Here is a 13,013-nt window from a genome sequence, read left to right on the forward strand (position 1 = left end):
AAGCCCGGCATTACAGCCGGGCTTTTTGTATTTAGCGCACCAGATGCAGGTAATGCCGGTGCTTCTCGTATTGGTCGATGATGTCGCCGATCACATCGTCTCTGCTCCAGCCCAGCAGGTCGTAATCCTGGCCGCCTTCCAGCAGATGCACCTCGGCCCGGTAATAGTGCTGTTCCGCGCTGGTGTCCTGATTCTCCAGCAGGGCAAAACTGGGTAGGTTGAAGGCGCGCGGGCGGACTTCATAGAGGAAGTCGGTTTCCGCGCCATGGCCTACGATCAGGCGCACACGGCCGTCCTCGCCGTTCTCACGACGGGCATCCAGGCCGCGCTTGCCCAGCTCCTCGGCGACAGCGTCGATGGCGTGCTGGGCGACATCGTTGAGGAAGGACTGCGCCTCGGCCTGGCTGGGGAAGGTCACCAGGGTGCGCAAGCGCCGCTGCCAGCCACCTTGTGGGCGCATGCGGTTTGGCGTTTGTGGCAGGGCCTGGAAGCGGATGCTGCGTTTGGTGGCATCCAGTTTGAGCGCCCGCAACAGCCCCCACATCGCCGCCAGCAGGACGATGGAGAAGGGCAGGGCACTGGCAATGGTCGCTGTCTGCAGCGCCTTGAGCCCGTCGGCCAGCAGCAGGGAGATGGCCACCACGCCGATCAGTACCGACCAGAACAGGCGTTGCCACAACGGCGTGTTGGCCTTGCCGCCGGAGGCGAGCATATCCACCACCAGGGCGCCGGAGTCGGCCGAGGTGACGAAGAACACCACCACCATGGCCACGGCGATCATCGACAGCAGGGTGCTGAGCGGGAAGTTCTCCAGGAAGGCGAACAGTGCCAGTGAGCTGTCGGCATTGGTGGCGTCGGCCAGGCTCTGCAGTCCATCGTTGAGCACCATGTTGATGGCACTGTCGCCGAACACGGTCATCCAGAACAGGGTGAAACCGGCCGGTACGAACAGCACGCCGCTGATGAACTCACGGATGGTGCGGCCACGCGAGATGCGCGCGATGAACAGGCCGACGAAGGGCGACCAGGACAGCCACCATCCCCAGTACAACAGGGTCCAGCCGCCGATCCAGTCGGTCGGCTCGTAGGCGTAGAGGTTGAAGGTCTTGCTGACGATCTCCGACAGGTAGGCGCCGGTGTTCTGCACAAAGGTCTTGAGCAGGAACACGGTCGGGCCCAGGGCCAGGACGAACAGCAGGAGCAGCACGGCCAGGGTCAGGTTGATCTCGGACAGGATGCGGATGCCCTTGTTCAGGCCGCTGGCCACCGACAGAGTGGCCAGGGCGCAGATGGCGGCGATCAGGCCGATCTGCACCGGCGTGCTCACCGGCAGGCCGAACAAATGGTGGAAGCCGCTGTTGATCTGCAGCACGCCGTAGCCCAGCGAGGTGGCGACGCCGAACACCGTGCCGAGGATGGCGAAGGTATCCACTGCGTGACCGATGGGCCCATAGATGCGCTCACCAATCAGCGGGTAGAGCGCCGAGCGCAGGGTCAGTGGCAGGTTATGACGGAAGCAGAAGAACGCCAGGATCAGCGCGACGATGGCGTAGATCGCCCAGGCATGCAGGCCCCAGTGGAAGAAGGTCAGTTTCATCGCCTCGCGCGCGGCTTGCACGGTGCCGGCTTCGCCCACGGGGGGCGCGGTGAAGTGCATCAGCGGTTCGGCAACGCCGAAGAACATCAGGCCGATCCCCATGCCGGCGGAGAACAGCATGGCGAACCAGGTGGTGTTGCGGTACTCGGGCTGGCTGTGGTCCGGTCCGAGTTTGATGTCACCATAGCGGCTGACGGCGAGGAACACGCAACAGATCAGGATCAGGGCCACGGCCAGTACGTAGAACCAGCTGGCTTTGTCGATGATCCAGCCTTGCAGTACGGTGAACTGGCTCTGCGCCTGTTCCTGCAGCAGTACGCTGTAGAGCACCAGCGCAATGATGAGAAAGGCCGAGCTGAAGAAAACGGGCCGGTTGAGCGAAGACGAAGATGCCTCCATTGAGCTAGCTCTCCTTGTTATCGGATGGGCCGCCAAGGGCGGAAGGCCGGCTAGGGTAACACGGCTTATAGCTTTTATCTTTGAGGAAGTCTTTTCCGATAACTTTATCGGATGGCTCCTTCATCGATCGGTGCCGGGTCGATACTGCAGGGCTTCCGCCAAGTGGGAGCGGCTGATCTGCTCCGCTTCCTCCAGGTCGGCAAGGGTACGCGCCACCTTAAGCAGACGATGAGCCGCGCGCAGGGATAAGTGTAGGCGCTCGCAGGCCTGTTCGAGCCAGCGTCGATCCTCTTCCATCAAAGAACAGTGCAGTCGTAGGCCTGGCAGGTCGAGAAAGGCGTTGGCGCAGCCCTGGCGGCGCATCTGCCGCAGACGCGCCGCTGCGACTGTGGCGGCAGCGCTGGCGCTGCTCTGTGTGGCGCTATGTTCACCGAGCAGGCTGGTGCTCTCTCGCGCCACGGTCAGGTGCAGGTCGATGCGGTCGAGCAGCGGGCCAGACAGCTTGGCGCGGTAACGTTGCACTTGGTCTGGGGTGCACCGGCAGTTTCCTCCAGGGTCGCCCAGGTAGCCGCAGGGGCAGGGGTTCATCGCCGCTACCAACTGGAAGCGGGCGGGGAAACGCACCTTGTCACGGGCGCGTGCGATGACGATCTGCCCGCTTTCCAGCGGCTCACGCAGGACTTCCAGCACTTTGCGATCAAATTCGGGGAGCTCATCCAGAAACAGCACGCCCTGATGGGCCAGGGTAATTTCGCCGGGAGCCGGGCGGCTGCCGCCTCCGACCAGGGCCGGGCCGGATGCCGAATGATGCGGTTGGCGAAATGGCCGCTGCGGCCAGCAGTCCAGCGGTGCTTGGCTGGCGACCGAGTGGATGGCGGCGACTTCCAGGGCTTCCTCCTCACTGAGTGGCGGCAGCAGCCCGGGCAGTCGGCTGGCGAGCAGGGTCTTGCCGGTGCCGGGTGGGCCGCTCAGCAGGAGATTGTGGGCGCCGCTGGCGGCAATCAGCAGGGCACGCTTGGCTGCCAGCTGGCCTTGCACTTCTGCCAGATCCGGGTAGCTGGCCGTTTGCCGCAGTAGGCCACCAGCCCGGTGCGGCGCGAGCGGTGTGTGGCCATTAAGGTGCGCGGCCAGCTCCAACAGGTGGCCGATGGCGAGTACTTCCAGGCCGGAGGCCAGGCAGGCTTCTTCGGCGTTGGCCTTGGGCACCACCAGGGTGCGCCCCGCGGCGCGGGCGGCCAGTGCTGCGGGTAGAACACCCTGCACTGGGCGTATCTCCCCGGACAGGGCGAGTTCGCCCAGGCATTCCAGTCGGCCCAGTTCCTCGGTGGGGATCTGACCACTGGCGGCCAGTACGCCGAGGGCAATGGCCAGGTCGAAGCGTCCACCATCCTTGGGCAGGTCGGCGGGTGCCAGGTTGAGGGTGATCTTGCGGGCGGGGAAGTCGAAGCCGGAGTTCTGAATGGCGCTGCGCACGCGATCCTTGCTTTCCTTGACCGCGGTTTCCGGCAGCCCGACCAGGGCCAGGCTCGGCAGGCCGTTGGCCAGGTGGGCTTCAACGGTCACGGCCGGGGCTTCGACACCCACTTGCGCGCGGCTGTGGACGATGGCCAGGGACATGGATCACTCCTTGATCACATGCCCGCCGATGGCATTACTCGGCGGGTGGGTTCTGTTGGGCTTCCAGTGCCGCCAGTTTGGCCTCCAGCGCCTCCAGGCGGGCGCGGGTGCGGGCCAGTACGGCCATCTGGCTGTCGAACTCGTCGCGGCTGACCAGATCCAGCTTGCCAAAGGCGCTCTGCAGCAGGGCTTTGAACTGGGCTTCCAGCTCGCTACGGGGCAGCGGGCTATCGCCGCTAAACAAGCGCGAGGCGTGGCCGGCGAGGGTGTCGAGCAGGGCTTTGGGCGGCAGCATGTTGGTGTTTTCTTCCGATATCGAACGGCCGGCAGTGTAGCACGGGCCTTGCCAGGCCATGCGGTGGCGGTCGGTGCACAATTTTTGAACATGTGCGCAGGGCTTGATGCGCCAATCTGGTGCGGTCTGTCCTGGGTGATCTGCAGGCGTAGTGGCGCAGTTCGGCTAACTACATGAAAAAGTGGCCTTTTGGCATAGCTGGCAAGCTTTCTGCTTATGACCTTGTGACGCGTGCACCGATGCAGTTCCGGTGCGCAGGATGAGGCGGGGGAATGCCTCACCGGTTGCGGTAGGTTGGTTCCGGCCCCTGGCGGTCGGCGCGTTACAAAGCCAGACACTGCGCTTAGACTTGGCCCGGGTTCGTTTTTCCTGGGGCAAGTCCACTTAAACGGGAGAGAGTTTCATGAAACTAGTCACTGCCATCATCAAGCCGTTCAAACTCGATGACGTGCGCGAGTCGCTGTCCGAGATCGGCGTGCAGGGCATCACTGTCACCGAGGTCAAAGGTTTCGGTCGTCAGAAGGGTCACACCGAGCTGTATCGCGGCGCCGAGTACGTGGTCGACTTCCTGCCGAAAGTGAAGATCGACGTGGCCATCGCCGACGATCAGCTGGATCGCGTGATCGAGGCCATTACCAAGGCTGCCAACACCGGCAAGATCGGTGACGGCAAGATCTTCGTGGTTCCCCTGGAGCAGGCGATCCGTATCCGTACCGGCGAAACCGGCACCGACGCGATCTAAGCCCCGAACCCCCTAAAGCCCCAGGAGAAGAACAATGACTCTGCGAAAATTCGCAGGGCTAGGAGCCCTTTTGTCTCTGTTGACCCCCGGTCTGGCCATGGCCGACGAGGCGGTGCTCAACAGCGGCGACACCGCGTGGATGCTCACCGCAACCGCGCTGGTACTGTTCATGACCATCCCCGGTCTGGCGCTGTTCTACGCCGGCATGGTGCGCTCTAAGAACGTGCTGTCGGTGATGATGCAGTGCTTTGCCATCACTGGTCTGATCAGCATTCTGTGGGTGGTGTACGGCTACAGCCTGGCCTTCGACACCACCGGCATGGAGCAGGGGGTGACCAACCTCAACTCCTTCATCGGTGGCCTGAACAAAGCTTTCCTCAGTGGTCTGACCGTCGACAGTCTGGTCGGTGCTTTCCCGGAAAGCGTGTTCATCGTCTTCCAGATGACCTTCGCCATCATCACTCCGGCGCTGATCGTCGGTGCCTTTGCTGAGCGCATGAAGTTTTCCGCGATGCTGGTGTTCATGGGCGTGTGGTTCACCCTGGTGTATGCACCGATCTGCCACATGGTCTGGTCCGGTGACGGCGCCTTCCTGTGGGATGCCGGCGTGCTCGACTTCGCCGGTGGCACCGTGGTGCATATCAACGCCGGTATCGCTGGCCTGGTGGCCTGCCTGGTGCTGGGCAAGCGCAAGGGCTACCCGACTGCCGCCATGGCGCCGCATAACCTGGGCTACACCCTGGTCGGTGCCGCCATGCTGTGGATCGGCTGGTTCGGTTTCAACGCCGGCTCTGCCATCGCAGCCAACGGCACTGCCGGTATGGCCATGCTGGTCACTCAGATCGCTACTGCCGCTGCCGCTCTGGGCTGGATGTTCGCCGAGTGGATCACCCACGGTAAGCCGAGCGCTCTGGGTATCGCTTCCGGTGTGGTCGCCGGCCTGGTCGCCATCACTCCGGCCGCCGGTACTGCCGGCCCGATGGGCGCCCTGGCCATCGGTCTGGCCGCTGGCGTGATCTGCTTCTTCTGCGCCACCAGCCTCAAGCGCAAGCTGGGCTACGACGACTCCCTGGACGCCTTCGGCGTGCATGGCATCGGCGGCATCGTCGGCGCCATCCTGACCGGCGTGTTTGCCGCGCCCGCCCTGGGTGGCTTCGGCAGCGTCGAAGACATCGGTGCCCAGGTGCTGGTGCAGATCGAAGGCGTGGTGGTCACGGTGATCTACACCGCCATCGTCACCTTCGTGATCCTCAAAGTCATCGATCTGGTGATGGGCCTGCGCGTGACCGACGAGGAAGAAACCGTCGGCCTCGACCTGAGCCTGCACAACGAGCGTGGTTACAACCTGTAAAGCCGCCGAAGCAACGCCCGGGAGGAACCGGGCGCTGCCTCAAGCACCCCAGCCAAGAGGTGAATCATGGACAACACAGCACTGACTGCCTTGCAGTACGGCTTCGATACTTTCTACTTCCTGATGTGCGGCGCACTGGTGATGTGGATGGCGGCAGGTTTCGCCATGCTCGAATCCGGTCTGGTTCGCGCGAAGAACACCACCGAGATCCTCACCAAGAACATCGCCCTGTATGCGATCGCCAGCATCATGTACATGCTGATTGGCTATCACATCATGTACTCCAGCCCTGAGGGCGGCATCCTGCCGAGCCTGGGCTTCCTGTTGGGCGACGAAAACACGGCCGATGCCATTCTCGGTGGCGGTGACGATGCACCCTACTACTCGAGCCGCTCCGACTTCTTCTTCCAGGTGGTGTTCGCCGCGACCTGCATGTCGATCGTCTCCGGTGCCGTGGCCGAGCGTATGAAGCTGTGGGCCTTCCTCACCTTCGCGGTGGTGATGACCGGCTTCATCTACCCGATCCAGGGTTTCTGGAAGTGGGGCTCGGGCTTCCTCAATGAAGCGGGCTTCCTCGACTTCGCCGGCTCCGGCGTGGTGCACATGGCCGGTGCCGCTGCTGCTCTGGCGGGCGTGCTGCTGCTCGGTGCGCGTAAGGGCAAGTACGGTTCCAACGGCCAGATCAACGCGATTCCTGGCGCCAACCTGCCGATGGCCACGCTGGGTACCTTCATCCTGTGGATGGGCTGGTTCGGCTTCAACGGCGGCTCGCAGCTGAAGATGAGCACCATCGACGACGCCAACGCCGTGGCCAACGTGTTCGTCAACACCAACATGTCGGCCGCCGGTGGCTTGATCGCCGCGCTGATCGTGGCGCGCATCCTGTTCGGCAAGGCTGACCTGACCATGGCGCTCAACGGTGCTCTGGCCGGCCTGGTGGCCATCACCGCCGAGCCGCTGACCCCGACTGCCCTGCAGGCCACCCTGATCGGCGGTGTGGGCGGCGTACTGGTGGTGTTCTCCATCCTGGCTCTGGACAAGCTGAAGCTTGACGACCCGGTCGGTGCCATCTCCGTTCACGGTGTGGTCGGCATCTGGGGTCTGCTGGCGGTGTGCCTGACCAACGGCGATTCGTCGCTCGGTGCGCAGCTGCTGGGCATCGGCTCGATCTTCGCGTTCGTCTTCGTCTCCAGCCTGATCGTTTGGTTCGTGATCAAGCTGGTGATCGGCCTGCGTGTGAGTGAGGAAGAAGAATACGAAGGCGTGGATATCGCCGAATGCGGCATGGAAGCCTACCCGGAATTCACCAACAAGAAGTGATCCAAGGTTTTTTCACAAGGGCGCCTTCGGGCGCCCTTTGTTTTTTCTGCGGCCACGCTAGAATGCGCCCCCAACGCATGTTGAGGTGCTCGCCATGTGGCTACAACGGCTGATCGAGCTGCGCCCGCGGCCTCGCGGTTTCCACCTGATCAGCGACGAAGTCGTCGCGGCGCTACCCGAGCTTGCCGGCTATGAGGTCGGCCTGCTGCACCTCTGGCTGCAGCACACCTCGGCCTCGCTGACCATCAACGAGAATGCCGATGGCGCGGTGAGGCGTGATTTCGAGCGCTTCTTCAACCGCCTGGTGCCCCAGGGTGAAAGCGGCTACGAGCACGACTACGAAGGCCCGGACGACTTGCCTGCGCACTTCAAGTCCAGCCTGCTGGGCTGTCAGCTGAGCCTGCCGATAAATGCCGGGCGTTTGTGTCTTGGCACGTGGCAGGGCGTCTACCTGGGCGAGCACCGTGATAAAGGTGGGGCCCGTCGGGTGTTGGCGACACTGCACGGCGAGCGCCGTCGCGGCGTATGAATTTTTTCTGGTGACATTTTGCATTGCGTGTCACTGGTCTATAAGTAACCTGCTTTGCGCACGTCATGAGGTAGAACATGAGCGACGAAGAACTGGAACAGGACGATCTCGAAGGCGCCGACGAGGATGACGGCGAGGAGCTGGAAGCGGCCGACAGCGGCGACGATAGCGAGGATGACGGCAGCGATGCCGTGGAATCCGGCGCCAAGTCGAGCAAGAAGGCCAAGGCGGCGGTAGAGCCGGAAGAGTTGCCCAGCGTCGAGGCCAAGCAGAAGGACCGCGATGCCCTGGCCCGTGCCATGGAGGAGTTCCTCAACCGTGGCGGCAAGGTCCAGGAGATCGAGCCCAATGTGGTGGCAGACCCGCCCAAGAAGCCAGACAGCAAATACGGCAGCCGCCCCATCTGAGGCGACTGTCGGAGCAGAAAACCCGCCATTACGGCGGGTTTTTTCATGGGGGGTGTCAGGGCTTCGGCGTGGCACGCAAGCCCTGGATATGCCAGCGCGGCTCGTTCCCGAAAAGGCCTACCAGTTCGCCAACAGGGCGGGCAGCTCAGCCAGGCTGCGCACCTGGGCGTCCGGCGGCGGCGCGTCGCCCCAGTCCTTGCCCTGCGGGTTGTACCAGATGGCGCGTAGACCGCTGGCCTGCGCTCCGGCGATATCGTCGCCAGGGTGGTCGCCGATATGCACGGCGGCGCTGGCAGGCACGCCAGCCTGGCGCAGGGCGGTCTGGAAGGGATGCGGGTCGGGTTTGCCGACGCCCAGTTCTTCGGCGCTGAGGGCGAAGCGGAAGTAGTCGGCCAGCCCCAGGCGGCGTACGTCGGCGTTGCCATTGGTGATCACGCCAAGGATGAACCGGTCGGCCAGCTGCTCCAGGGTGCGGTGCACGTCGGGGAAGAATTCGACCTGGTGGCGCGCTTCGAGAAACACCTGGAAGCCCTGCTCGGCCAGGGCGCCGGACTCATCCTCGGCGTAGCCCGCTTCGAGCAGGGCATGGAACAGGATGCGTCGGCGCAGCTCGCTGAGACGGTGCTTGAGCATGGGTTCCGCGCCCAACAGTCGGGCGCGAATGGCCCACAGATGCTCGATCGGCACCGGGCCCAGGCGCGGAGCTTGCGCCGCCAGCCAGTCGCGCAGCGCCGCCTCGGCGCCGTGCATGACCGAAGCGACGTCCCACAGGGTGTCGTCGAGGTCGAAGGTGACCAGTTGAATACTCATCAGGACTCGCTCTTGCGCTTGGCGCGCGGGTGGGCGCCGTCGTAGACCTTGGCCAGGTGCTGGAAATCCAGGTGGGTATAGACCTGGGTGGTGGCGATATCGGCGTGGCCGAGCAGCTCCTGCACGGCGCGCAGGTCCTGCGAGGACTCCAGCATATGGCTGGCGAAGGAGTGCCTGAGCATATGCGGATGCAGGTGCTGTCCGAGTTCGCGTACGCCGGCCTGGCGGACCCGCAGCTGGATGGCGCGCGGCGTCAGGCGCTTGCCCTGGCGACCGACGAACAGAGCATCGTCCGTCGGGCTGACCAGCCGGCGCAGCGGCAGCCAGGCTTCGATGGCTTCGCGCGCTTTGCGCCCGACCGGCAGATCGCGGGTCTTGTTGCCCTTGCCCAGCACCCGCACCAGGCCGGCGGGCAGGTCCAGCTCGGTGAGGTTCAGGCCGACCAGCTCGGACAGGCGCAGACCGGAGGAGTAGAACAGCTCGAGCATGGCCTGGTCGCGCAGGGCGAGAAAGTCGTCTTCGACGGCGCCGTCCAGCAGTTGCGCAGTGCGATCCGCATCCAGCGCGCGGGGCAGGCGGCGTTCGCCCTTGGGCGCGGCAAGACCGGCGGCCGGATCATGCCGGCACAGACCTTCACGGCCCAGATACTGGTAGAAACCACGGACTGCCGAGAGCAGGCGCGCCAGCGAACGGCTGGACTGCCCCAGGGCATGCAGGCGGGCGATGAAGGCGCGCAGGGTGCGGGTGTCCAGCTCGGGCCAGGTGGCGACGGTGTTCTTCTCGCACAGGGCGAGCACCTTGAGCAGGTCGCGGCGATAGCCGTCGAGGGTGTGGGCCGACACCTGGCGCTCGCTGCGCAGGTGTTCGAGGTAAGCGTCCAGGTGGTCCTGCATGGCGGGCTCCGGGCGCCTGCTCGTCTCGGTGGTCAACGTACCGAGCGCAGTGGTTCGGCAAAGTTGGGCAGGACGCGGGCCAGTACTTCGGCGACGTAGCCGAGAAACAGGGTGCCGAGACTGCTCTTGTAGTGCTGCGGGTCGGGGCTGCCGATGGCCAGCACACCGTGCAGGCCCTGGTGGCTGAGGCCGACCACGGCGGCGGAGCCGACCTGGCTGTGTTCGGCCTCACCGAAGAGAAATTCCAGCTCGTTCGGACGCAGCACGCCGCAGGTGGTCTTGCCGCCGCTGAGCAGGCCGCCGATGGCCTGGTGCGCCTCGGCAGAGCTGACGGTGCGGCCGACGCCCAGCGGCGTTTCGCTGAACAGGATCAGGCCGACGAAGGGCACCTGGAACTCATGGCGCAGGCTGTCTTCGACGGCGCCAATAACGGCTTCCAGGCTGTCTGCATCGAGGAGGTCGAGTACCAGGCGGCGGGTCTTGTCGAACAGGCGGTCGTTGTCGCGGGCCACGTCCATCAGCTGCGACAGGCGATGGCGCATCTCAATGTTGCGTTCGCGCAGCAGTTTGACCTGGCGCTCCACCAGCGACACCGTGGTGCCGGGCTGGTGCGGGATGCGCAGCTCGGGGATCAGCTCCTCGTGGTCGACGAAGAATTCCGGATGCTGGCGCAGGTAGGCGGCAACGGCCTCGGCATCGAGCGGGGTCTGATCCTGATCACTCATAAGCGGACTTGTCCTTCGTACACGCGAACGGCGGGTCCGGTCATCATAACCGGCTGCCCCGGCCCTGCCCACTCGATGGATAGTTTGCCGCCTGGCAGTTCCAGCTGCACAGGGGAATCCATCCAGCCCTGGCGAATCGCGGCGACAGCCGCGGCGCAGGCACCGGTGCCGCAGGCCTGGGTTTCGCCGGCGCCGCGCTCCCACACGCGCAGGCGCGCCTGCTTGCGGTCGAGAATCTGCAGGAAGCCGACGTTGACCCGCTTGGGGAAGCGCGGGTGGTGTTCCAGCTTGGCGCCGAGACTGTGCACGGGGGCTGTGTCGACGTTATCGACGCGCAGCACGGCGTGAGGATTGCCCATGGATACGGCGGCCAGCTGATGGCTTTGGCCTTCCACCTCGACCGCGTAGCTCAGCGCCTCGGCCTCGGCCTGGAAGGGGATTTGCTCCGGGACCAGGCGCGGCGCGCCCATGTCCACGGTGACCTGGCCGTCCGGGCGCAAGTTGAGTTCGATGATGCCGCCCTTGGTCTCGACGCGGATCTGTTTCTTCACGGTCAGGCGCTTGTCGACCACGAAGCGGGCGAAGCAGCGCGCGCCGTTGCCGCACTGCTCCACTTCCGAGCCGTCGGAGTTGAAGATGCGGTAGCGGAAGTCCACGTCCGGGCTGGTTGGCGCCTCCACCAGCAGCAGCTGGTCAAAGCCGACGCCGGTGTGGCGGTCGCCCCAGGCCTTGGCGTGCTTGGGCTGGATGTGTGCGTGCTGGCTGATCAGGTCGAGGACCATGAAGTCGTTGCCGAGGCCGTGCATCTTGGTGAAGCGCAATAGCATGATCGCGCCCTCACTGCGGCAGCAGGCTTTCGCCGGCGTAGAGTTCCTCGATGGTCTCGCGACGACGGACTTCGAACGTGTTTTCGCCATCCACCAGCACCTCGGCGGCGCGGCCGCGGGTGTTGTAGTTGGAGCTCATGACGAAGCCATAGGCACCGGCGGAGCGCACGGCCAGCAGATCGCCTTCGGCCAGCACCAGCTCGCGGCCCTTGGCCAGGAAGTCACCGGTTTCGCAGATCGGCCCGACCAGGTCGTAGCTGCGCGCCTCGCCCTGGCGCGGCTGCACCGGGGTGACGTCCATCCAGGCTTGATACAGGGCCGGGCGGATCAGGTCGTTCATCGCCGCGTCGACGATGGCGAAGTCCTTGTGCGCGGTGTGCTTGAGGTATTCCACGCGGGTCAGCAGCACGCCGGCATTGGCCACGATGGAGCGGCCCGGCTCGAACACCAGGGCCAGCTCGCGGCCCTTGAGGCGCTCGCGCACGGCGGCGATATAGTCGCCGGCCAGTGGCGGCTGCTCGTCGCGGTATTGCACGCCGAGGCCGCCGCCAAGGTCCAGGTGCTGGATCTGGATGCCCTGCTCGGCCAACTGGTCGACCAGTGCCAGCAGGCGCTCCAGCGCATCGAGGAAGGGTGGCAGGCTGGTCAGCTGCGAGCCGATATGGCAATCGACGCCGACGATCTTCAGGTTCGGCAGCGCGGCGGCTCGGGCGTACACGGCCGGAGCCTGCTCAATGTCGATGCCGAATTTGTTTTCTTTCAGGCCGGTGGAGATGTAGGGGTGGGTGCCGGCGTCCACGTCCGGGTTGACCCGCAGCGAGATGCTGGCGGTCTTGCCGAGCTCGGCGGCCACCAGCTGCAGGCGCTCCAGCTCATCGACGGATTCGACGTTGAAGCAATGCACGCCGACTTCCAGGGCGCGGCGCATGTCGTCGCGGGTCTTGCCGACGCCGGAGAAGACGATCTTGCCCGGCTCGCCGCCGGCGGCCAGGACACGCTCCAGCTCACCACGGGAAACGATGTCGAAGCCGGCACCGAGGCGTGCCAGCAAGTTCAGCACGCCGAGGTTGGAGTTGGCCTTGACCGCGAAGCAGACCAGGTGCGGCATACCGGCGAGGGCGTCGGCATAGGCGCGGTACTGCGCCTCGATGTGGGCGCGGGAATAAACATAGGTGGGCGTGCCGAAGCGTTCGGCGATCGCGGACAGGGCAACGCCCTCCGCGAACAGTTGCCCGTCGCGGTTGGTAAAGGCTTGCATGGAACCCCCTTAGAGGAAAACGTCTTTGTCGCGATCTTGCGTGGTTTTCTCGTCATCCGGATGGTATAGCGGGCCTTTCTGGCCGCAACCGGCGAGGGAGGCAGTCACTACGACAAGCGCAATGAAGGGCAGCAACAGGCGCTTCATGGTGGGGTCCTTTGCAAAATCGTGAATGGGCCGGAGTATACCCAGCCCCCGGTGGCTTGCCTATGCACGTCCGGCGGGGCCTGCGCCCCTCGGAGT

The 13,013-nt window shown here is 64.8% G+C and carries 14 protein-coding genes; 5 read left to right on the forward strand and 9 right to left on the reverse strand.

Annotated features, from left to right (window positions below; all coding sequences use genetic code 11):
• Positions 1–31 precede the first annotated feature (31 nt).
• The 3 genes from ACF8C6_RS04670 to ACF8C6_RS04680 all read right to left on the reverse strand — a co-directional run bounded on the left by ACF8C6_RS04670 (position 32) and on the right by ACF8C6_RS04680 (position 3,908).
• Positions 32–1,996, reverse strand: a complete 1,965-nt coding sequence (locus ACF8C6_RS04670; protein WP_392498223.1) for a BCCT family transporter — start codon at positions 1,994–1,996, stop codon at positions 32–34.
• A 120-nt stretch (positions 1,997–2,116) separates the two neighbouring features.
• The gene (locus ACF8C6_RS04675) at positions 2,117–3,613 is read right to left on the reverse strand and encodes a YifB family Mg chelatase-like AAA ATPase (RefSeq protein ID WP_392498224.1); all 1,497 of its coding nucleotides are present in this window, start codon (positions 3,611–3,613) and stop codon (positions 2,117–2,119) included.
• Between the two features lie 34 nt (positions 3,614–3,647).
• On the reverse strand, positions 3,648–3,908 hold the full coding sequence (locus ACF8C6_RS04680; protein ID WP_392498225.1) for an accessory factor UbiK family protein: 261 nt from the start codon (positions 3,906–3,908) through the stop codon (positions 3,648–3,650).
• 403 nt (positions 3,909–4,311) lie between these two features.
• On the opposite strand from ACF8C6_RS04680, the gene glnK reads away from it, so the two are divergent.
• The 5 genes from glnK to sutA all read left to right on the forward strand — a co-directional run bounded on the left by glnK (position 4,312) and on the right by sutA (position 8,257).
• Entirely contained in the window at positions 4,312–4,650 is a 339-nt protein-coding gene (gene glnK, locus ACF8C6_RS04685) for a P-II family nitrogen regulator (protein WP_068825159.1), read from the forward strand.
• Positions 4,651–4,684: 34 nt separating this feature from the next.
• Positions 4,685–6,001 (forward strand): ammonium transporter, encoded by a 1,317-nt coding sequence (locus ACF8C6_RS04690; RefSeq protein WP_392498226.1) that lies wholly within the window; start codon positions 4,685–4,687, stop codon positions 5,999–6,001.
• Between the two features lie 66 nt (positions 6,002–6,067).
• Positions 6,068–7,321, forward strand: a complete 1,254-nt coding sequence (locus ACF8C6_RS04695) for an ammonium transporter (protein ID WP_277688085.1) — start codon at positions 6,068–6,070, stop codon at positions 7,319–7,321.
• 94 nt (positions 7,322–7,415) lie between these two features.
• Positions 7,416–7,850 (forward strand): secondary thiamine-phosphate synthase enzyme YjbQ, encoded by a 435-nt coding sequence (locus ACF8C6_RS04700; protein ID WP_392498227.1) that lies wholly within the window; start codon positions 7,416–7,418, stop codon positions 7,848–7,850.
• 77 nt (positions 7,851–7,927) lie between these two features.
• A complete protein-coding gene (gene sutA / locus ACF8C6_RS04705; RefSeq protein WP_392498228.1) occupies positions 7,928–8,257 on the forward strand; it encodes a transcriptional regulator SutA in 330 nt (109 codons plus the stop codon).
• A 117-nt stretch (positions 8,258–8,374) separates the two neighbouring features.
• Here sutA and ACF8C6_RS04710 read toward each other — a convergent pair whose 3' ends face one another.
• From ACF8C6_RS04710 to ACF8C6_RS04735, 6 genes are read right to left on the reverse strand one after another with little or no spacing between them, the layout of a single operon-like run.
• A complete protein-coding gene (locus tag ACF8C6_RS04710; RefSeq protein WP_392498343.1) occupies positions 8,375–9,070 on the reverse strand; it encodes an HAD family hydrolase in 696 nt (231 codons plus the stop codon).
• Positions 9,067–9,960 (reverse strand): tyrosine recombinase XerC, encoded by an 894-nt coding sequence (gene xerC, locus ACF8C6_RS04715; protein ID WP_392498229.1) that lies wholly within the window; start codon positions 9,958–9,960, stop codon positions 9,067–9,069. Before xerC ends, ACF8C6_RS04710 begins: the two co-directional genes overlap by 4 nt.
• Before the next feature lie 32 nt (positions 9,961–9,992).
• On the reverse strand, positions 9,993–10,685 hold the full coding sequence (locus ACF8C6_RS04720) for a DUF484 family protein (protein WP_277688089.1): 693 nt from the start codon (positions 10,683–10,685) through the stop codon (positions 9,993–9,995).
• Positions 10,682–11,512, reverse strand: a complete 831-nt coding sequence (gene dapF / locus ACF8C6_RS04725; protein WP_392498230.1) for a diaminopimelate epimerase — start codon at positions 11,510–11,512, stop codon at positions 10,682–10,684. The genes ACF8C6_RS04720 and dapF overlap by 4 nt, the downstream gene beginning before the upstream one ends.
• 10 nt (positions 11,513–11,522) lie before the next feature.
• Complete coding sequence (gene lysA / locus ACF8C6_RS04730) at positions 11,523–12,770, reverse strand: diaminopimelate decarboxylase (protein WP_392498231.1); 1,248 nt, start codon at positions 12,768–12,770, stop codon at positions 11,523–11,525.
• 9 nt (positions 12,771–12,779) lie between these two features.
• A complete protein-coding gene (locus ACF8C6_RS04735; protein WP_277688092.1) occupies positions 12,780–12,917 on the reverse strand; it encodes a lipoprotein in 138 nt (45 codons plus the stop codon).
• Positions 12,918–13,013 lie beyond the last annotated feature (96 nt).

Source organism: Pseudomonas sp. zbq_18, assembly GCF_043102245.1.
Taxonomy (GTDB): Bacteria; Pseudomonadota; Gammaproteobacteria; order Pseudomonadales; family Pseudomonadaceae; genus Aquipseudomonas.